This window comes from Nonomuraea sp. NPDC049309, from assembly GCF_043196965.1.
Classification (GTDB): domain Bacteria; phylum Actinomycetota; class Actinomycetes; order Streptosporangiales; family Streptosporangiaceae; genus Nonomuraea; species Nonomuraea fastidiosa.
The window spans coordinates 938,977-958,479 of the sequence record NZ_JBICSH010000003.1 but is presented as its reverse complement, the minus strand read 5'-3'; the positions used below and the strand labels follow the sequence as shown (position 1 = coordinate 958,479).

Sequence of the window (19,503 nt, the reverse complement as noted above, 5' to 3'; positions counted from 1 at the left end):
GGCGCCGGGGTCCGCTTCCGGGAGGCCGGGTGCGGCGAGTCGCGCCGCACCCGGCCTCGGAACCGGGAGGTCGAACGGCGCCCCGGCAGGTCCCGGGCGCATCCGAGACCGAGGGGCGCGATCCGGCTCAGGCCCGCATGCCGGGCCGTGACCATGACCCGGACATCATTTACGGAACTGGACGGTGGCGATCTCCCAGGGGCCGAGGGGGAGGCGGAGGGTGCCGTCGGTGACCTCGAGCGGGTCGCCGGGGCGGCCGCGGAGGTCGGCGTGGCGGGCCTCCTGGAGACCACCGGCGATGACGGCCTCGGTCGGGCCGGGGGTCATGGCCACGACGCGGAGCTCGAGCCAGCCCTCACGGTCGCGCAGCGAGGTCATGACGACCCCGTCGCCCGTCACCGACAGGCCGGCGGCGGGCTCCGGCATGGGCAGCGAGCGGTCGCCGCGGCCAGGCACCGCGAGCAGGTCGTGGCGGAAGGCCTCCGCCTGCGGCACGACCTTCTCCCACGACCCCTGGAACGGCATGAGCGCCAGGTTCACGGTGCGCAGCCCGCGCGACTGGGCGGCCGGGGTGGGCAGCTGGGGTCCTGCGGGCTCGGGGCGCAGCGCGTTACGGTTGCGGGAGAGGTAGCCGACCGAGCGCAGCAGGGTGAGCGCGAGCTCGTCGTCGTTCACCTCGTACTCGGTGACGTGCTCGAGCAGCGCGGCCACGCCGCCCGCGGCGACCCAGGAGGAGGCCGGGAAGGTGGGCAGCGGGGTCTCGCCGCAGCCGCCTTCGGAGGTCAGCGCGCGGGTGACGACGGCGAACTGCCCCTCCGCGTACGACTCGGTGGCGGGCTTGGGCAGCGGCACGTGCAGGCGTACGCGGTGGTCGTCGCACCGGTTGTCGAACTCGACGCGCAGCCGGACGAACGGCTCGCCGGCGCGCAGCTCGACCCGCGTGGTGACGACGATCTCCTCCATCTCGGCGCGCCGGTTGGCGGCGGGCACCTCGGGAGCGCCGTCGAGCCCTTCGCCGGCGACGGGCCAGCGGTAGGTGCGGCGGACGTCCACGGCGGCGACCAGCGGGCCGCTGTAGATCAAATCGGTCTCGACGGCGACCGGCTGGGAGACGACGAGGTCGGCCTGCGGCGGCGCGTAGTTGTAGGTGTCGCCGACGTCGCCGCCGTCGACGATGCGGCCCGCGCCGGTGACCACGGTGCCGTCCTCGGCGTGCAGGTCGAGCAGGCCGTCGTCGGCGATGACCACGCGCAGCAGCCCGTTGTCGAGTACGCGTTCGTCGCCGCGCACGGGCAGGGTGGCCGAGTCGGAGCGCAGCCAGCACGCCGGGTGGTGCTCGCCGGGCAGCGCGCCGGGCTCGTCGGCGGCGTCGGTGGGGCCGTAGACCTCGGCGCGCGGCGCGGTCTTGACCGTGGTGTGGCCGAGCGGCGGCGCCTGGACGAGCGCGGCGACGGTGCGGCGGGGCTCGGCGATGATGCGCACCCGGGTGACGCCGTCGATGGCGGCCCGCAGCTCGTCCATGTCGACGGCGTAGGACGTCTCGCGCGCCACGGTGAAGGTGAGCGTGCCGTCCTCGACGGACCAGCCGGTGATGTGCTGGCCGTACAGCTCGGTGCCGTGCACGAAGGTGAGCGCGACGGCCGGGTCCATCTCGGCGTCGAGCAGCAGCGTGGCGGCGTACTCCAGCGGCTGGGTGGGCACGGGCGCGCCGGTGGCGTCGACGAGGGGGTCGGAGCCGGCCACGTCGAGGGTGACGATGCCGGAACGGGTCTTGGGCGTGGGGTTGACGATGACGATGGAGCCGGACGGCGCGGCCTCGGCGAGACGGGCGGTCACCATGTCGCGCACGGCCTGCCCGAGGTGCTCGGCTTCGGCGATGCGGGCGGCGACCTGCTGCGCGGTGTCGTCGACGCCGCAGCCGGTGACGGAGTCGTGGCCGCTGGCGTCGACCAGCCGCCACCAGGCCATGTCGAGGAAACGTCCGGGCCATTCGTCGCCCCAGAGCGCGGCGAGCGGCTCGGCGTAGCGCTCGACCATCCGCTCGGCGCGGCCCATGGCCTGCTTGACGTGGGGGCGGATGGAGATGACGCCGGGCAGGATGTTGGCGCGGGCGTGGGAGCGCAGCTCGCCGTGGACCCGCGGCAGGCCCTCCACGTCGCCGGAGTACGCGCTGATGTAGCCGGACAGGGTGTCCATGCGGGCGCCGATGGCGGCGACCATCTCGGGCAGGCCGGCCACGGGGGCGGAGTGGTCGGTGCCGTACATGGCGAGCAGCGAGCCCTCGGGCCCGTGCCACTCGCGCATGGTCCTGACGAACGAGGCCGCCCGCTCCTTGAGCCCTTCGGCGTCGTGGAAGAGGTGGGCCCCGTTGCCGTAGCCCCCGGCGGGGAGGTACTGCGTGCGCAGCGCCGTGCCGTCGGGAGCGGTCCAGGCGAAGGCGTCGGTGGTGACCGACGACGGCACGCCGCGGTAGACGCAGGCGTGCAGCAGCCCGGCCTTGCGCAGGATCTGCGGCATCTGCGCGGTGTGGCCGAACATGTCGGGCAGGTAGCCGACCGGCATGGCGCCGCCCAGCTTGTCGGCCCTGGACATGCCGAGTTCGAGGTTGCGGATGATGTTCTCGCCGGAGCACAGGAACTCGTCGAGCAGGATCTGCCACGGTCCCACCGCGAGCCGGCCCGACTTCACCAGGGCGGCGACGCGGTCGCGGTTCTCCGGACGCACCTCCAGGTAGTCGTCCACGCACGCGAGCTGGCCGTCGAGGGTGAAGTGGTAGTCGGGCTCGCGCTCCATGGTGTCGAGCACCTCGTCGAGCAGCGCCACCAGGCGCAGCCTGAAGCGCTGGAAGGGTTCGTACCACTCACGGTCCCAGTGGGTGTGCGGTACGACGACGATCTCGGTGCTCACGCTGCTTCCCCTCCAATGGGCAGGTCGTGCTGCACGGCGTAGCGAGCCGCGATCCGCTGTGCCGTGACGATGTCCTCGAGCGCGCCGGCCGCGTCGGTGAGCGGCGGCGTGCCATCGTTCACGTAAGCATGGAAGGCGGCGAGTTGTACTTCGAACGCCTCAGTCACCTCGCGCCATACCGCGCGGCTCTCGCCCGGGGTGACCACGGTGAGCGCGGTGGGGGCGTTCATCAGGTAGGGAGAGGGGAAGACGAGCTCGAGCGAGCCGCTGTCGTGGTGGACGGCCACGGTCTCGCGGTAGGCCGGGTAGTCCTCCAGGTAGTGCCAGCGGATGGAGAACCTGCCGGTCTCGGGCAGGGGCCCGGAGATCTCGATGGAGCCGGGCGCCTCGCCCCACGTCTCGACGTAGGAGATCTCGGCGGGCGAGCCGGTGAAGCGGCGCAGCAGCGACAGGTCGTGGCAGATGGAGCCGAGCGCGACGCCGTACAGGTCGCGTACGGGCTTCGGCGCCTCGGCGCCGAGCGCGCGGGAGACCAGCTCGTCCTCGGCGGCCCGCAGGGAGGCGAGCAGCCCGGGGTCGACGTCGCGGGCCTGGGTGAGGTTGGCGAAGGCGAGCTGCGACTCCCCGCTCGGGTGCAGCACGGTCACCTCGATGGCCCTGATGGCGGACGGGCCGCCCAGCTCGGCCAGCAGCTTCTCGGCGCGGCGCACGGCGGGGTCGTACTGCTTCATGTAGCCGACCATCAGCCGTCCCTCGGGCAGCGCCTCGACCTCGGCCTTGGTCAGGGCGAGCGGCTTTTCGCAGAGCACGGCGTAGCCGGCCTCGAGCGCCCGGCGCACGGTCTCGCCGTGCGAGCCGGACGCGAGCACGACGACGGCCTCGAACCCGCCGTCGGCCAGCATGCCGGCGACGTCGGTGTAGCGCTTGCCCGCGCCCAGCCGGTCGCCGACGGCGTCGGCGAGCGTCTGCGACAGGTCGCAGACGGCGACCACCTCGAACAGGTCGCGGCGGCGCGACAGCAGCGGCACGTAGACCGCCTGGGTGACGGCGCCGCAACCCACCAGCGCGATTCTCACAGTCCCAAGTCCTTCAGTTTCTGGCGGTTGGCCGCCTGGTCGGCGATGTTCTGGGCGACGGTGCGCCGCCCCGGGAGGGTGTCCTGCTCGACGATGACCCAGCCGGAGTAGTCGATCTCGTCGAGCGTGCGGATGACGGCGGGCAGGTCGAGCTCGCCCTCCCCGAGCCGGGCGAATCCGCCGCGGCCCATGAGCTCGCGCAGGTCCACGCCGTCGGCGAGCGCCTGGGCGAGGATCTTGTTGTCGCCGTCCTTGATGTGCACGTGGGTGACCCGGCTCGCCCACGCGCGCAGGCACTCGACGGGGTCTCCCCCGGCCAGCAGCAGATGGCCGGTGTCCAGGCACAGCTCGACGTCGGTCAGCTCCAGCAGCCGCTCGACGTCGTCGGGCGTCTCGACGTACGTGCCGAGGTGATGGTGGTAGGCGGGCTCGAAGCCGCGCTCGCGGCAGCGGTTCACGGCCTGCTGGATGCGGGCGGCGTAGGCGGGCCACTCGGATGCGGGCAGTCCGGGGGCGTTGCCTCCGGGCCTGGCGAACCGCTCGGGCGTGCCGGGCGCGGCGAGGGTGGGCCTGGGCGGCAAGTCGCCCTCGGGCGCGGCGGCGAAGAAGTCGAGCGCGGCCTCCAGCCCGGCGAGGTCCTGCTCGAACGCCTCGGCGTCGTGGTAGCGCAGGTCCACCCAGCCGCCGGCGAGCAGCAGCCCGGCGCCGGAGAGCCGCTCGGTCAGCTCGCTGCCGGTGCCGAGGTAGCCGATCGGGCCGGAGTCGATGCCCTCGTAGCCGGCGTCGGCCAGGGCGCGGACCATCTCGTCGGCGGTCAGCGGCGGCGGGGCGTCGCTGAGCTCGAACACGCCGAAGCTGACGGGAGCGTTGGCGACTTTCCTCACGCGCATAGGGCGATCACCTCGTTCTCGTGGGTTTCGAGCCGGTGCGGCCCGTCGATGGCCGGCAGCAGCACGCGCTCGCCGCGCACGACCTGGCGGGTGCCGTCGGGGCGGACCAGCACCAGGCCGTCGGCGTCCAGCGCGAGCAGCTCGTCGCCCAGCCGGAGCAGGAGCGGCGCGTCGGGGCCCGCGGCGACCGCGGTGCGCCCGGCGCGTACGCCGTCGAGCACCGCCTCGGTCTCGGGCTCGGTGCCTTCGGCGAGCACCCAGGTCGTGGGCGCGCCGGGCAGGCCGTCGTTGCCGTGACGGTGGAAGTCGCTGCCGCCGATCGCGATGACGTCGTCGCGCCAGGCGTCGGCCCAGGCGAGCGGGGCGCCCCAGCGGCGGTCCCACCAGCCGGAGTGCCACACCTCGGCGACCTGGGGGCGGCGCTCGAGCGGCTGCAGCCAGGCGCAGTCGCCGCCGAGCGGGTGGTTGATGGACATGATCCCGCCGTTGCGCTCGGCGTGCTCGTACCAGGAGTCGGGCGCCTTGCGGAAGTCGACCCAGCCGACGTCGCCGAAGACGTTGGCGTGGCCCCGGTCGGTGGTGACCTCCTGGCCGGGCAGCAGGCGGATGCCGCGGTCGATCTTGCCGAGCCAGGGGTGGTGGCTGACCGTGTTGTGGTCGGTGACGGCGAGGAAGTCGAGCCCGCGCCCGTGGGCCAGCTCGGCCAGCCCGGCGATGGTGAGGCTGCCGTCGCTGTGGACGGTGTGGGCGTGGAAGTCGCCGGCGAACCAGCGCAGGCCGCCGACGTCGGGGATGTCCCTGCGGGGCGGGCGCTCGCCGTGCGGCGGCTCCTCGGCGACCGGCTCCGGCGGTGCGGTGCGCTCGCAGGTGATCTCGAGCGTGTAGTCGAGGCCCTGCGGCGGGATGCGGTGCAGCCGCAGCCACACGTGCCAGGTGCCGGGCTCGGGCTCGCCGGGCAGGTAGCCGGGGGTGGCCCAGTCGCGAGTGATCGTGTACTCGTCGCGCGCGCCGCCCGACCAGCCGCGGAACCCGCCGGGGGCGCCGCAGCCGAGGTCGAGCACGCCCTGCGACCTGTCGTAGGAGAGCTTCACGTGCACGGCGGCGGTGCCGGCGGGCACCTCGAACGGCACCTCGCGCAGGATCCGCTCCAGGCGGTCGTCCAGCGACCAGTGGCCGGTGGTCATACGAGCTCTCCGTTCCGGTAGATGAGCGCGCGGTCGCGGCGGGGCAGGGCGAAGCCGTCGTCGCCGACGGCGGGCTCGCTGCCCTCGGGCACCACGGCCTGCACGTTGACGCCGGCCACGTCGAGGGTCACGAGGTGTGAGGCGCCGAGGTTCTCCACGATGGCCACCTTCCCGCCGAACGCGCCGTCCGCGGGCTCGGCGGAGTAGGCCAGGTACTCCGGCCGTACGCCGTACACGATCTGCTCCCCGTCGGACAGCCGCCCCGCGGCCGAGTCGGGGACCGCGACCTTGCAGCCTGCCACTTCCAGCGTGTCACCTCGTACGGTGCCGTCGAGCAGGTTCATCGGCGTGGAGCCGATGAAGGCGGCGACGAAGGTGTTGGCGGGCCGCTGGAACACCTCGGACGGCGTGCCGATCTGCCGGATGTGCCCGGCCTCCATGACCGCCATCCGGTCGGCCATGGCCAGCGCCTCGGCCTGGTCGTGGGTGACGAAGACGGTGGTGACGCCCAGCTCGCGCTGCAGCTTCTTCAGGAACGTCCTGGCCTCGAGGCGGAGCCTGGCGTCCAGGTTGGACAGCGGCTCGTCGAACAGGTACGCCTGCGCCTGCGTGGCCATCACCCTGGCGAGCGCGACGCGCTGCTGCTGCCCGCCGGAGAGCTGGCCGGGCCGCCGGTCCATCAGGTGTTCGAGGCCGAGCCGCGCGCCGACCTCGGCGGCCTTCTCGCGGCGGGTCCCCTTGGGCACCTTCTTGATGCGCAGCGGGTAGGCGATGTTGTCGGTGACGTCCATGTGCGGGAACAGCGCGTAGTCCTGGAACACCATGGCCACGTCGCGGGCGCCCGGCTGCACGCCGGTGACGTCCCTGTCGCCGATGACGACGGCGCCGCCGGTCGCGGTCTCCAGGCCGGCGATGGTGCGCAGCAGCGTGGTCTTGCCGCAGCCGGAGGGCCCGAGCAGGGCGAAGAACTCGCCGTCGGGGATGACCAGGTCGAGCGCGTCGAGCGCTTTGACCCCGCCGGGGTAGACCTTGGTCAGCCCGCGTAGTTCGATGGCGGCCATTAACGCTTGATCCCTCCGTGGAAGCGGAAGCCGTACTTCTTGCTGACGAACAGGTACATGAGCACCACCGGGATCGAGTACAGCAGCCCGAACGTCGACAGCATGCTCAGGTTCGCCTGCCCGCCCTCGGTGTACAGCGTGTACGTGATCACCGCCGCCGGCTGCTTCTCCACGTCGCTGAGCAGCAGGTACGGCATGAGGAAGTTGCCCCACACGTTGGCCACCGACCACACGGCGATGGTGGCCAGGCCGGGCCGGACGACGGGGACGACCACGTGCCGGACGATCTGCAGCGGCGAGGCGCCGAAGACCCGGGCGGACTCCTCGTAGGACTTCGGCGTGGAGTCCATGAAGTCCTTGAGCATGAAGATCGCCGCGGGCAGCAGGCCGCCGGTCAGGATGAGGATGAGCCCCATCTGGGAGTCGATGAGGTTCAGCTCGACCGCGAGCTGGAACAGCGGCACCATCGCGGCCGTGCCGGTGATGATCGACGACAGCAGGAGCAGCGCGTACAGCAGGGCGTCGCGGCCGGGCACGCGCACGCGGCTGAGCGCGTAAGCGGCCAGCGCCGAGAAGATCACGACCAGCAGCGCGGTGCCGACGGACAGCACGATCGAGTTCCACAGCGACGGCAGCGCGTACGGGTGCTCGACGACGGCCTTGAAGTTGTCCCAGGTGAAGTCGGGTACCCGCACCTCGTAGGTGGGGTCCGAGGTGAAGGGCGCGGTCACCAGCCACAGCAGCGGGATCGTGAAGAACGCCAGCAGCACGGCGATCAACGTGTAGAACCCGATGCGGCCCAGGACGAATCGCGTCATTTCTTGCTCCTGAGCAGCCGCAGGTAGAACACCGCCACGACCAGGTTGATGAGCAGGATGATCGTGGAGACCGCGGCTCCGTAGCCGAGTTCGCCGCCCTGCAGCGCCACCTTGTAGACGTGTACGGCGAGCACTTCGGACTTGCCGTCGGGTCCGCCGGCGGTGAGCAGGAACGGGCTGAAGTCGTTGAACGTCCACAGGCTGATGAGCAGCAGGTTCGTCAGGATGTGCCCCCTGATGTGGGGGAAGACGACGTCCCTGAGCTGCTGCCAGCCGTTGGCGCCGGCCAGGCGGGCGCTCTCCAGGTGGGAGGGCGGCACGTTGCCGAGCGCGGCGCCGTACAACATCATCGAGAACGCGGTGCCGCGCCAGGTGTTGAACACGATGATGGACAGCATCGGGTGGTCGAGCAGCCAGGCCATGCCGGGCATGCCGAGCAGTGCGTTGAGCGTGCCCGCGTCACGGTCGAGCAGCGCCACCCACAGGAACGCCACGATGGCGCTGGGCAGGATCCAGGCCAGGATGACCAGGCCCTCGACGACGCGCTTGAGCGGGCCGCGCTTGTCGCGCAGCAGCCAGGCGATGGTGAAGCCGAGCCCGACCTGACCGATGACCGCCGAGCCGAGCACGAACTGCACGGTCAGCCAGGTCGAGCTCCAGAACGCCGGGTTGGACGCCGCGTCGAGGAGGTTGTCCAGGCCGACGAACTGCGGCTCGGCGGCCGCGACACCGGTCAGCCGGTAGTTGGTGAGGCCGAGATAGAGCACCCACAGCGCGGGGAAGACGAGGAAGGCCGCGATGAGCAGGAGGGCTGGGGCCATGAAGACCCCGGCCCTTGCCTTGCCCAGGCCCGCCGCGTCGGAGCTGTAACGCTCCTTGCCGCTCTCGGCCGCCGCCTCAGGAGGCGATATTGCCTGCGCCACCGACGATTCCCTCAAGCTTCTTCTGGTAGTCGGCCGCCGCCTGGTCGGGCGATGTGCCGCCGACGACCGCCGCGGTGGCCTCCTGCAGCGCCACCGACACCTGCGGGTAGACCGCGACCGGCGGGCGGTAGGCCGTCACCGGCAGCACCTTCTCCGAGATGTAGGTCAGCAGCGGCTCGTCGGCCAGGATCTCCTTGTTGACGTCCGAGCGCGGGGTGATGCGCACGTTGCCGTCCTTGGTCTCCTCCTTCAGCGCCTCGGGCGAGAGGGTGAAGGCGGCCAGCTCGAACGCCTCCTTGGGGTGCTTGCTGTTGGGGTTGACCGTGCGCAGCGCGCCGCCGGACATGCTGACGAAGTCCTGGCCGCGGATGCCCTTGCCGGGCTCGATGGCGGGGATCATGGCGTAGCCGACGACCTGGTCGCGGTCGGCCATCTTGGCGACGCCGGTCTTGGGGTTGACCACGCCGCGCCAGAAGTAGTCGCCCTCCATCAGGATGCCGATCTTGCCCTCGGCGAACTGCTGGAACGACTTGTCGCGGCCCTTGGCCTCCTGCTGGAGCTTGGGGTCGCCGAGGCCGCCGCCGTAGATTTTCTGGTAGAAGGCGAGCGCGTCCTTCAGCGGCTGGGACGCGCCGGTCCACTTGCCGTCCTTCTGCACCTCGCCGCCCGCGCCCGCGAGCAGCGGCAGCACGCCCTGCATGGAGGTGGCCTCGCCCATGGCGGTGCCGGCGTTGATTTGGATCGGGACGGGCACACCGGCGTTCTTGAGCTTGGTGCCGGCGTCGATGATCTCCTGCCAGCTCGTGGGCTGCCAGTCGGCCGGCAGGCCCGCCTTGGCGAAGAGGTTCTTGTTGAAGTACAGCACGCGGCCGTCGGTGCCGATGGGCAGCGCGTACTTCTTGCCGTTGAACTCGGTCATGCCCTGGACGGCCTCGGGGATCTGCGCCCAGCCGTCCCAGTTGTCGGCCTCGGGGCCGACCAGCTCCGACAGCGGCTTGATGTAGCCGGCCTCGGCGAACTCGCCGGCCCAGATGCCGTCGAGGTCGATCACGTCCGCGCCCTTGCCCGACTTGAGGTCGAGCGAGAGCTTGGTCTTGTACTGCTCGTCGTCGACGCCACTGGGTACGAACTTGACCGTGACGTTCTTGCCCTTCGCCTTCTGGGCCTCTTCGAACTTCGGGATCACCCAGTCGGTGATGTGCTGCGCGGCGGCGGCGTTCTTGCCACCGGCGATGGCGTTCTGGGTGATCGTCAGCTCGATGGTGTCACCGCCTCCGCCACCGCCGGAGGACTGGCCGCAGGCGGCAAGCCCTAGACCGGCCGCGGTGATGACCGCGACCACACCCAACGACCGTTTCCGCAATGCCATGCAAACCCTCCGACGTGTCCTTAAAGGGAGGCAGCCATGGGCCAATATGTCATGACATTCAGATGACGTAAAGACCTGGCCATGATCAAGGAAGTGCCCCCATGCTGCGCCTTTCCCCTGGTAGGACCGAATGTTCACATTTCGGTCACCTAGGAGGTTAGCGCCGGATTTTCGGACGGGGCACATTGCGCAACATAGCGGACATCCGAATGTCATGACAATATGCCATAGTGTCGAGGGTAAGCTCCGTCCCTGGAGGTGCTGTTGTACGACCTGATCACGATCGGCCGCTGCGGCGTCGACGTCTACCCGCTGCAGACCGGGGTCGGCCTGGCCGACGTCGAGAGCTTCGGCAAGTTCCTCGGCGGCAGCCCCACCAACGTCGCCGTCGCCGCCGCTCGGCACGGTCTGCGCCCCGCCGTGATCACCGGGGTGGGCGCCGACCCGTTCGGCGACTACGTACGCCGGGCGATCCGCGGCTTCGGCGTGGACGACGCCTTCGTCAGCACCATCGAGGGCGCTCCCACCCCCGTGACGTTCTGCGAGATCTTCCCGCCCGACCACTTCCCGATCTACTTCTACCGCGGCGAGCATCCGCCGGACCTGCGCATCGAGCCGTCCATGCTCGACCTCGACGCGATCGCCCGCACTCCGCTGTTCTGGTTCTCGCTGACCGGGCTCAGCAAGGAGCCGAGCGCCTCCGCCCACGAGGCCGCGCTGTCGGTGCGCACCTCCGGCTGGACGGTGTTCGACCTCGACTACCGCGCCACCCTGTGGGAGTCGCGCGAGGCCGCACACGAGGCCGCGCGCAAGGCGCTGCCGCACGCCGACGTGGCGGTGGGCAACCTCGAGGAGGTGGAGGTGGCGGTCGGCGTGCGCGAGCCCGAAGCCGCCGCCCAGGCGCTGCTCGACGCCGGCGTACGCGTCGCGATCGTGAAGATGGGCCCCGAGGGCGTCTTCGCCCGCACCGCCGAGGAGAGCGCGCTGGTCGAGCCCATGAAGGTCGAAGTCGTCAACGGCATCGGCGCGGGAGACGCCTTCGGCGGGGCCGTCTGCCTGGGCCTGCTGCGCGGCTGGCCGCTGGAGCGCACCCTGCGCTTCGCCAACGCCGCCGGCGCCTTCGTGGCCGCCCGCCTGGCCTGCGCCGACGCCATGCCGACCACGTCCGAGGTGGACGACCTGCTGAACGGGGCCCGCTCGTGAGCGACATCACGCTGCCGCCCAAGGCCGACTACGGGCGGCTCACGCACATCCGCGCCACCAGGCCACAGGAGATCGCCGAGGCCGCGGCCCGGCGCGAGCGGCGCGGCCTGCCCGCCGAGGGCGAGCGGCTGCTCATCATCGCCGCCGACCACCCGGCGCGCGGCGCTCTCGGCGTGCGCGACCGGCCGCTCGCCATGGCCAGCCGGGTCGACCTGCTCGACCGGCTGCGCGTGGCGCTGTCCAGGCCGGGCGTCGACGGCATCCTCGCCTCCCCCGACGTGCTCGAAGACCTGCTGCTGCTCGGCGCGCTCGAAGGCAAGCTCGCCTTCGGCTCCATGAACAGGGGCGGCCTGCAGGGCTCGGTCTTCGAGATGGACGACCGCTTCACCGGCTTCGACGCCGACGCCATCGACACCATGCGGCTCGACGGCGGCAAGATGCTCTGCCGCATCGACCCGTCCGACCCCGCCACCGTCTCCACGCTGGAGTCGTGCGCGCGGGCGGTCAGCGACCTGGCCAGGCGCCGCCTGGTGGCGATGGTGGAGCCGTTCTGGTCGCGCAGGTCGGAGTCGGGCGCCGTACGCAACGACCTGTCGCCCGACGCGGTGATCAGGGCCATCAGCGTCGCCCAGGCGCTCGGCGTGACCTCCGCCTACACCTGGCTGAAGATCCCCGCCGTGGCCGAGATGGAGCGCGTGATGGCCGCGACCACGCTGCCCGCGCTGCTGCTCGGCGGCGACCCGCCCGACATCGACGCCGCCTACGCCGACTGGCACCGCGCGCTCAGCCTGCCCGGGGTGCGCGGCCTGGTCGTCGGGCGCGCCCTGCTCTATCCCCCGGACGACGACGTCGCGGCCGCGGTCGACGGTGCCGCGGCCCTGGTGCGAGAGGTTCGCGCATGACCTACCTTCCCTACGGCAAAGCCGCCCGCGACCCCTGGACGGTGGAGATCACCCCGTCCGTGGCCGGGTGGACGTACTCGGGGCTGCGGGTGACGGACCTGGGCGAGAGCCCGGTCACCTTCGACACCGGCGAGGAGGAGATCCTCGTCCTGCCGCTGGCCGGCTCGTGCACGGTCGCGATCCCCGGCCGGACGTTCGAGCTGAACGGGCGGGCATCGGTGTTCGACGGGCCGTCCGACTTCGCGTACGTGCCGATCGGCACCGAGGTCACGCTGACCGGCACCGGCCGCATCGCGCTGCCGTCGGCGCGCGCCACGCGCAGGCTCGAGCCCCGCTACGTGCCCGCGTCCGAGGTGCCCGTCGAGATCAGGGGCGCGGGGCAGGCCACCCGCCAGGTCAACAACTTCTGCGCGCCCGACGCCTTCGACTGCGACAAGCTCATGGCCGTCGAAGTGCTCACGCCGGGCGGCAACTGGTCGTCGTACCCGCCGCACAAGCACGACACCCCCAACCCCGGCGAGGCCGTGCTGGAGGAGATCTACTACTTCGAGGTCGCCGGAGAGGGCGTCGGCTACCAGCGCGTCTACACCTCCGAGCGGGGCCACATCGACACGCTGGCCGAGGTGTCGTCGGGTGACGTCGTGCTCATCCCGTACGGCTACCACGGCCCCTCCATGGCCGCGCCCGGCTACGACCTGTACTACCTCAACGTCCTGGCCGGCCCGGCGGAGCAGCGGTCGATGGCCTTCTGCGACGACCCCCGCCACGCCTGGATCCGCTCCTCGTGGGACGGCCAGCCCATCGACCCCAGAGTGCCGTTCGGGAGGACGTCATGACCCGGTTGACCGTCGCGCAGGCCGTCGTCCGCTTCCTGGCCGAGCAGTGGAGCGAGCGCGACGGCGTCGAGCGCCGCTTCTTCGGCGGCTGCACCGGCATCTTCGGCCACGGCAACGTGGCCGGCATGGGCCAGGCGCTCGCCACCTCCGGCGCCGACCTGCCGTACTACCTGAGCCGCAACGAGCAGGCGATGGTGCACACGGCCGCCGCCTACGCCCGCGCGAGCAACCGCCTGGCCACGCTGGCGTGCACCACCTCGATCGGCCCCGGCGCCACCAACATGATCACCGGCGCGGCGGGCGCCACCATCAACCGGCTGCCCGTCCTGCTGCTGCCCGGCGACATCTTCTCCACCCGCGTCGCCAGCCCGGTGCTGCAGGAGCTCGAGGACCAGCGCTCCTACGACGTCTCGGTCAACGACTGCTTCAAGCCGGTCTCCCGCTACTGGGACCGCATCAACCGCCCCGAGCAGCTTCCCTCCGCGCTGCTCGCGGCCATGCGGGTGCTCACCGACCCGGCCGAGACCGGCGCGGTGACGCTGGCGCTGCCACAGGACGTGCAGGCCGAGGCGTACGACTGGCCGGACGAGCTGTTCGCCCGCCGGGTCTGGCACATCGCGCGGCCCCGGCCCGAGCGCGCGGCGCTGGCCCGCGCCGCCGAGCTGATCAAGAACGCCGAGCGCCCGCTCATCGTGGCCGGCGGCGGCGTCATCTACAGCGAGGCCACCGAGGCGCTGCGGGCCTTCGCCGAGGCGCACGGCGTGCCGGTGGCCGAGACGCAGGCGGGCAAGGGCGCACTGCCGCACGGGCACCCGCTCGCCCTCGGCGCGGTCGGCGCGACCGGCACCACCGCCGCCAACGCCTTCGCCCGCGAGGCCGACGTGGTCATCGGCATCGGCACCCGCTACAGCGACTTCACCACCGCCTCCCGGACGATCTTCGCGCCGGATGCCCGCTTCGTGAACATCAACGTCACCGGCTTCGACGCGGCCAAGCTCTCCGGCCTGCAGCTCGTCGCCGACGCCCGCGAAGGGCTCACCGACCTGGACGCGGCGTGCGCGGGCTGGAGCACCCCCGACGCCTACCGGGCGCGGGCCGCCGAGCTGATCCGGGCCTGGGACGCGAAGGTGGACGCCGCGTACGCGGTGGAGAGCACCCCCATCTCGCAGGCCGCCGTGATCGGCGCGGTCAACGCGGCGGCCGGCCAAGACGGCGTGGTGGTGTGCGCGGCCGGATCGATGCCCGGCGACCTGCACAAGCTCTGGCGGCCCAGCGGGCCCGGCAGCTACCACGTCGAGTACGGCTACTCCTGCATGGGCTACGAGATCGCCGGCGGGCTCGGCATCAAGCGGGCCGCCCCGGAGCGCGAGGTGTTCGTGCTGGTGGGCGACGGCTCGTACCTGATGATGGCCCAGGAGCTCGTCACCGCCGTCGCCGACGGCGTCAAGCTGATCGTGGTGCTCGTCGACAACTCCGGCTTCGCCTCCATCGGGCGGCTGTCGGAGAGCGTCGGCGCAGAACGCCTCGGCACCGCCTACCAGGCGAGCGACGGCGGCCCGCTGCCGGTCGACCTCGCCGCCAACGCCGCCAGCCTCGGCGCGACCGTGGTGCGCCCCGAGTCGGTCGCCGACCTGCGCAAGGCCCTGGAGGCGGCCAGGTCGGCGAGCGAGACCACGGTCATCTACGTGCCCACCGACCGGCTCGCCGACGACGTGCCCTCGTCCGAGGCGTGGTGGGACGTGCCGGTGGCCCAGGTGGCCACGACCGACGCCACCCGGTCGGCCAAGGAGGAGTACGAGGCGAACAAGCGCGCCCAGCACGCCCACCTGACGCCGCCCGCCTAGCATGATTGCCCCCCATCGGCCTGGGGAACTCCTCTGACCAGGCACGATTGGGGGGCAAGGCGATGGGGCCGTGGCGGCTGCTGGGGTGGATCGCGGTCGTCGCGGTCGCGCTGTTCTGCCTGCATCACCTGCGGACGGTGGCGCTGTCCATCATCGTCGGCGTCTTCCTGACGGCGCTGCTGCTGCCCCCGGCCCGCTGGCTGACCTCCCGCGGCGCCGGGCGCGCGCTCGCGACCGCGGTGGTCTTCGCCGGCGGGCTGCTCATCGCGGGCGGGCTGTTCGCTCTGCTGGTGCCGCCCACCGTCGGCAGCCTGTCGGAGCTGGGCGCGAGTGTCGGCAAGGTGCTCGACGACCTGCACCGGCTGGTCGTCCGGCTCGGGTTCGACGACCGGGAGCTCCTCGCGCAGGCCCGCGACTACCTGTCGGCGCGCGACCGGCAGATCACCACCGGGGCTCTGGCCGGAGTGCGGACGGCGGGCGAGATCGTGGTCGGCGCGGTGCTCGCCGTCATCCTGTCGGTCTATTTCGTGCACTCGGGCGACCGGCTCTTCCACTGGCTGATCTGCCTCGCCTCCGCGCCGGCGCGGCCCCGGCTGGCCGACACCGGAGCGCTCATCTTCACCGTCATCGGCCGCTACATCCGCGGCGTCGCGATCGTCGGGCTCGTGGACGGGTTCTTCATCGGCCTCGCGCTGTGGATCCTCGGCGTGCCGCTGGCGCTGCCGCTCGCGGTGCTGACGTTCGTCGGGGCGTTCCTGCCGGTGGTGGGCGCGTTCTTCGCCGGGCTGCTCGCCGCCGTCGTCGCGCTGGTCGCCAAGGGGTGGCTGGTCGCGCTGATCGTGGTCGCGGTGACCGTGGCGGTGCAGCAGCTCGAAGGGCACGTGCTGGCGCCGCAGATCTACGGCAAGGCGCTCGACCTGCCGGGCGCGGTGATCCTGGTGGCGATCGCGGTGGGCAGCCTGGTGGCCGGGATCGCGGGGGCGTTCCTCGCGGCGCCGGTGACCTCCGTCGTCGTCGCCCTGCTGCACCGCGCCAGAGCCGCCGAGGAGCCTCCCGGTCCCGACACAGGGCCGGGCGCCGGGCCGCCGGGGCCGGAGCCGGGCGGACCGAAATCCGGACGGACAGGCCCTCAGCCGGGATCGAGCGAGCCGAAACCCGGCCCGTCCGGCCTGCGACCGGCCACCTGACGCCCGCCCACCCTCCTGTCTTCTCGCCGGCCGCCCGCTTCTCGATGGTCGCCCGGCCTCGTTGACGGCCCGGCCGCCGCTCGCTCGTGGCGGCCCGCGTTCAGAGGCGGAGCTCGAGCTGCAGCTCGTGGCGGATCAGGATGCCGTCCGACTTCCTCGGGATGCTCGGCTTCAGCTCGCGCGCCCGTTCCACGGCGTCGCGGTGCAGCGCGACGAGGTCGAAGCCGTAGCGCTGGTAGAAGCGCAGCGCGTGGGTGTTGTCGTTGGTGGTGATCAGCGTGATCCTGGCCAGCCCCCGCTCGGCCGCCGCCGCACGCACCGCGTCGAGCAGCGCCCGCCCGACCCCCTTGCCGGGCACGACGGCGTCGATCGTGATGATCTCCAGCGCGTCGCCGCGGTCGGCGTACGTCACCACGCCCGCCACCTCGCCGTCCAGCTCGGCCACGAAGCCGGGCAGGGTGGCGGCGTCGATCAGCTCGCCTCGTCCCAGCGCGATCGTCGTGGTGCCCGCCCAGCTTCCGGTGAGCACGCGGGCCACGACACGTCCGTCCTCGGGGCCGATGGGCCGTACGAACATCGCCATGGCGTTCATTATGTGACGTATGCGCTGGGTGACTTTCGACTGTTACGGCACTTTGATCGACTGGCGGCACGGCATCCGCACCTCGGCCGAGCTGATCGCCCCCGGGCAGGGCGAGCGGCTGCTCGCGGCGTACGGACGGCACGAGCCGGGCGTGCAGGCGGCCAGGCCGGTGCTGCGCTACCGGGACGTGCTGGCCGAGACGCTGCGCAGGGCGTGCGCCGAGGAGAAGGTGGAGCTCGCCCCCGACGACGCCTCGATACTCGGCGAGACGCTGCCGTACTGGCCGCCGTTCCCCGACGTCGAGGCGGGCCTGTCGGAGCTGCGCGCGGCGGGCTGGCGGCTCGCGCTGCTCACCAACTGCGACCGCGACCTGGTGGCCGGGGCGCTGCGGCGGCTGCCGGTGCCGTTCGAGGCGGTGGTGACGGCGGAGGAGGCGGGGGCCTACAAGCCGGACCTCGCGCACTTCGAGGTGTTCAGGAGCGCGTACGAGCCGGAGGTGTGGGTGCACGTGGCCCAGAGCTACGTCCACGACCAGGTGCCCGCGCACCGGCTGGGCCTGCCGCGCGTGTGGATCAACCGGCTCGGGGAGGAGCCGGACGACCCGTCGGTGATCCAGCACGCCCAGCCCGGCCTGCGCGGCCTGCGCGCCGCCGTCGAGGCCGTGCTCGCGTGACCGTCAGGAGCGGCTCAGCCGCTGGTCGAGGACGTCGGCGATGCCCGCGAGGAACGAGTCGACGTCGGCGATCAGGTAGCCGGGCCGCAGCAGCACGGTCGAGAACTTCGCGGTGCGCACGTCATCGCCCGTCACCGGGTAGGCCGTGGTGCCGCGCAGCGTGGCCACGATGCGGTCGAGAAAGGCGTCGACCTCGTCCTCGTTGTAGCCGGTGCCCATGCGGCCGGTGCGGAACCCGACGCGCTCGACCCGGGCGGCCTGCGTCTCGAACCACTCCTCGCGCAGCATCTCGCCGGTCGGCTCCGCCATGGCGAGCCGTACGGGCCGCTTGGCCTGCGCCTCCAGCGCCACGACGAACGCCTCGAGCGCGAAGTCCACGGCCGTCTCCTGGTAGCCGCCACGTACGGCGCGGAACGTCGCGCCGCGCACCTCGTCGGCGGTGACGGGCTCCAGGAGGTGGGAGCCCCGCCCCAGGGTCGACTCGATCCGCCCGATCAGGGCGTCGACCTCGACGGGGTCATAGCCTGAACGCAAACCCATGACGCGTGGAAAGCGGTTCAAGCCTCATTCCTCCTGAGATGGGGGGTGCCAGGGGTGCTTCCATTGTCGGACGTTTTATCCCGGCCCTGCGACCCGGCGGATATCGTTACGGGATCATGCGCTTGTCCAGAGTCGCCTACCGCTACCGGAGACGTCATCCGCTCGTCATCGAGGACGCCGACGCGAGCCTGTCGCCCGGCGACGTCATCGAGCTGACCGGCGCGAACGGAGCGGGCAAGTCCACCCTGCTCCGCCTGCTCGCCGGGCTCGCCCGGCCCAGCTCGGGCACGATCACCGACCGTCCCGCCGTCGTCGGCTTCGCGCCCGACCACTTCCCCACCGGCCAGCCGTTCACCGTCGCCGGTTATCTGCGGCACATGTCCCGCGTACGCGGCGGCGCCCGCTGGGAGCCCTGGGCCGAGCGGCTCGGCATGGGCCACCTCCTCGGTACCCCGCTCGCCGACCTGTCCAAGGGCAGCGCACACAAGGTGGGCCTGGCGCAGGCGCTGATGGCCGAGCCGGGGCTGCTGATCATGGACGAGCCGTTCGCCGGGCTGGACGCCGACACCCGCGCCGCGCTGCCCGGGATCGCCGCCGAGGTGGCGGGGCGGGGCGGCATCGTCGTGGCCTCCGATCACCAGGGCGGGCTGCGCGACCTGCCGGGGCTGCGGCAGTGGGCCATGGTGGACAGGCGGCTCAAGGAGGGCACGGCCGCCTCCCCCGCTCCCGAGCGCGCCACCGTGGCCGTCACGCTGCCCGCCGGCGAGGTGCCGGGCTTCCTGGCCAGGATGCGTGAAGAGGGTTACGAGGCCCGGCGGCTGGAGGAGAACCCATGATCGCGCTGGCCGGCTACCGCGTGGCCGCGTACGTCCGCTCCCACCGCGTCTACCAGGCGCTGCTGCTCGCCTTCGCGCTGCTTGCGATCCTGCACGGCAGCCGGGCTCCGGCCGGCGAGGAGGGCTCCGTACTGGCCGACGGCGCCGTGCTGCTCGTGCCCGTGCTCGCCTGGGCGGCGCGCAGCCTCCTCGACACCGAGCCGGACCGGCAGCGGGAGATGTCGGCCGTCCTGGTGGGCGGGCGCGGCAAGGAGGTGGCCGCGGGGCTGCTCGCGGCGTTCGCGGTCTGCGCCGCCTTCGCGGCGCTCGGGATGGGGTGGGCGCTGCTGCTGGGCATCACCCGGTGGCCCTCGGGCGGGGTGCTGGGCGCGGCGGCGCTCCTGTACGCGGTGTCCGCGCTGACCGGTACCGCGCTCGGCGCGCTCACCAGCAGGGCGGTGCTGCCGTCACCGGCCGTCTCGATCATGACCTTGGTGCTCGGCTACCTGGCCATGCTGCTGCTCAGCGCCATGGCGCCGGAGTGGCTCACCGTGCCGCTGATCAGCTGGATGCGGGCGGCGAGCTCGGGCGAGCTGGCCGTGCGGCTGCCGGAGCTGGGCGCCATCTCGCTGGTGTGGTGCGCGGTCGGCCTGGCCGCCTACGCCCGGCTCCGCCACCGCCGCGCCTGAGCC

Annotated in this window: 18 protein-coding genes; 8 read left to right on the top strand and 10 right to left on the bottom strand. The window is 72.3% G+C overall.

Going from position 1 to position 19,503, the window contains the following annotated elements:
* Window positions 1–165: 165 nt before the first annotated feature.
* Genes ACGFIM_RS25000 through ACGFIM_RS24965 form a run of 8 tightly spaced genes read right to left on the bottom strand, consistent with a single transcriptional unit; the run spans window position 166 to window position 10,228 of the window.
* Window positions 166–2,907, bottom strand: a complete 2,742-nt coding sequence (locus ACGFIM_RS25000) for a glycoside hydrolase family 38 C-terminal domain-containing protein (RefSeq protein ID WP_393204086.1) — start codon at window positions 2,905–2,907, stop codon at window positions 166–168.
* Entirely contained in the window at window positions 2,904–3,983 is a 1,080-nt protein-coding gene (locus ACGFIM_RS24995; RefSeq protein ID WP_393204084.1) for a Gfo/Idh/MocA family protein, read from the bottom strand. The genes ACGFIM_RS25000 and ACGFIM_RS24995 overlap by 4 nt, the downstream gene beginning before the upstream one ends.
* Window positions 3,980–4,873 carry a TIM barrel protein gene (locus ACGFIM_RS24990; protein WP_393204082.1) on the bottom strand — a complete coding sequence of 298 codons (894 nt, stop codon included), beginning with the start codon at window positions 4,871–4,873 and terminating at the stop codon, window positions 3,980–3,982. Before ACGFIM_RS24990 ends, ACGFIM_RS24995 begins: the two co-directional genes overlap by 4 nt.
* Complete coding sequence (locus ACGFIM_RS24985) at window positions 4,864–6,057, bottom strand: CehA/McbA family metallohydrolase (protein WP_393204080.1); 1,194 nt, start codon at window positions 6,055–6,057, stop codon at window positions 4,864–4,866. The genes ACGFIM_RS24990 and ACGFIM_RS24985 overlap by 10 nt, the downstream gene beginning before the upstream one ends.
* Window positions 6,054–7,118 carry an ABC transporter ATP-binding protein gene (locus ACGFIM_RS24980; protein ID WP_393204078.1) on the bottom strand — a complete coding sequence of 355 codons (1,065 nt, stop codon included), beginning with the start codon at window positions 7,116–7,118 and terminating at the stop codon, window positions 6,054–6,056. Before ACGFIM_RS24980 ends, ACGFIM_RS24985 begins: the two co-directional genes overlap by 4 nt.
* Window positions 7,118–7,936, bottom strand: coding sequence for a carbohydrate ABC transporter permease (locus tag ACGFIM_RS24975; protein WP_393204076.1), 819 nt, complete (start codon window positions 7,934–7,936; stop codon window positions 7,118–7,120). Before ACGFIM_RS24975 ends, ACGFIM_RS24980 begins: the two co-directional genes overlap by 1 nt.
* Window positions 7,933–8,859 carry a carbohydrate ABC transporter permease gene (locus tag ACGFIM_RS24970; RefSeq protein ID WP_393204073.1) on the bottom strand — a complete coding sequence of 309 codons (927 nt, stop codon included), beginning with the start codon at window positions 8,857–8,859 and terminating at the stop codon, window positions 7,933–7,935. The genes ACGFIM_RS24975 and ACGFIM_RS24970 overlap by 4 nt, the downstream gene beginning before the upstream one ends.
* A complete protein-coding gene (locus ACGFIM_RS24965) occupies window positions 8,834–10,228 on the bottom strand; it encodes an extracellular solute-binding protein (protein WP_393204071.1) in 1,395 nt (464 codons plus the stop codon). Before ACGFIM_RS24965 ends, ACGFIM_RS24970 begins: the two co-directional genes overlap by 26 nt.
* Window positions 10,229–10,492: 264 nt before the next feature.
* Between ACGFIM_RS24965 and iolC the strand changes: the two genes are divergently transcribed.
* The 5 genes from iolC to ACGFIM_RS24940 all read left to right on the top strand — a co-directional run bounded on the left by iolC (window position 10,493) and on the right by ACGFIM_RS24940 (window position 16,200).
* On the top strand, window positions 10,493–11,431 hold the full coding sequence (iolC, locus tag ACGFIM_RS24960) for a 5-dehydro-2-deoxygluconokinase (RefSeq protein WP_393204069.1): 939 nt from the start codon (window positions 10,493–10,495) through the stop codon (window positions 11,429–11,431).
* Complete coding sequence (locus ACGFIM_RS24955) at window positions 11,428–12,333, top strand: deoxyribose-phosphate aldolase (RefSeq protein ID WP_393204067.1); 906 nt, start codon at window positions 11,428–11,430, stop codon at window positions 12,331–12,333. Before iolC ends, ACGFIM_RS24955 begins: the two co-directional genes overlap by 4 nt.
* Complete coding sequence (iolB, locus tag ACGFIM_RS24950) at window positions 12,330–13,169, top strand: 5-deoxy-glucuronate isomerase (RefSeq protein ID WP_393204065.1); 840 nt, start codon at window positions 12,330–12,332, stop codon at window positions 13,167–13,169. The genes ACGFIM_RS24955 and iolB overlap by 4 nt, the downstream gene beginning before the upstream one ends.
* Complete coding sequence (gene iolD, locus ACGFIM_RS24945; protein WP_393204063.1) at window positions 13,166–15,013, top strand: 3D-(3,5/4)-trihydroxycyclohexane-1,2-dione acylhydrolase (decyclizing); 1,848 nt, start codon at window positions 13,166–13,168, stop codon at window positions 15,011–15,013. Before iolB ends, iolD begins: the two co-directional genes overlap by 4 nt.
* 62 nt (window positions 15,014–15,075) lie before the next feature.
* A complete protein-coding gene (locus tag ACGFIM_RS24940) occupies window positions 15,076–16,200 on the top strand; it encodes an AI-2E family transporter (RefSeq protein WP_393204061.1) in 1,125 nt (374 codons plus the stop codon).
* Window positions 16,201–16,300: 100 nt separating this feature from the next.
* On the opposite strand, the gene ACGFIM_RS24935 is transcribed toward ACGFIM_RS24940, so the two are convergent.
* On the bottom strand, window positions 16,301–16,783 hold the full coding sequence (locus ACGFIM_RS24935; protein WP_393204059.1) for a GNAT family N-acetyltransferase: 483 nt from the start codon (window positions 16,781–16,783) through the stop codon (window positions 16,301–16,303).
* A gap of 19 nt (window positions 16,784–16,802) precedes the next feature.
* On the opposite strand from ACGFIM_RS24935, the gene ACGFIM_RS24930 reads away from it, so the two are divergent.
* Window positions 16,803–17,456: an HAD family hydrolase gene (locus ACGFIM_RS24930; protein ID WP_393204057.1), complete on the top strand. Its 654-nt coding sequence runs from the start codon at window positions 16,803–16,805 to the stop codon at window positions 17,454–17,456.
* Between the two features lie 3 nt (window positions 17,457–17,459).
* On the opposite strand, the gene ACGFIM_RS24925 is transcribed toward ACGFIM_RS24930, so the two are convergent.
* The gene (locus tag ACGFIM_RS24925; RefSeq protein ID WP_393204055.1) at window positions 17,460–17,996 is read right to left on the bottom strand and encodes a DivIVA domain-containing protein; all 537 of its coding nucleotides are present in this window, start codon (window positions 17,994–17,996) and stop codon (window positions 17,460–17,462) included.
* Between the two features lie 116 nt (window positions 17,997–18,112).
* On the opposite strand from ACGFIM_RS24925, the gene ACGFIM_RS24920 reads away from it, so the two are divergent.
* Both ACGFIM_RS24920 and ACGFIM_RS24915 read left to right on the top strand, forming a co-directional pair.
* Entirely contained in the window at window positions 18,113–18,832 is a 720-nt protein-coding gene (locus ACGFIM_RS24920; RefSeq protein WP_393204053.1) for an ATP-binding cassette domain-containing protein, read from the top strand.
* On the top strand, window positions 18,829–19,500 hold the full coding sequence (locus tag ACGFIM_RS24915) for a hypothetical protein (protein WP_393204051.1): 672 nt from the start codon (window positions 18,829–18,831) through the stop codon (window positions 19,498–19,500). The genes ACGFIM_RS24920 and ACGFIM_RS24915 overlap by 4 nt, the downstream gene beginning before the upstream one ends.
* The last annotated feature ends 3 nt before the right edge of the window (window positions 19,501–19,503 follow it).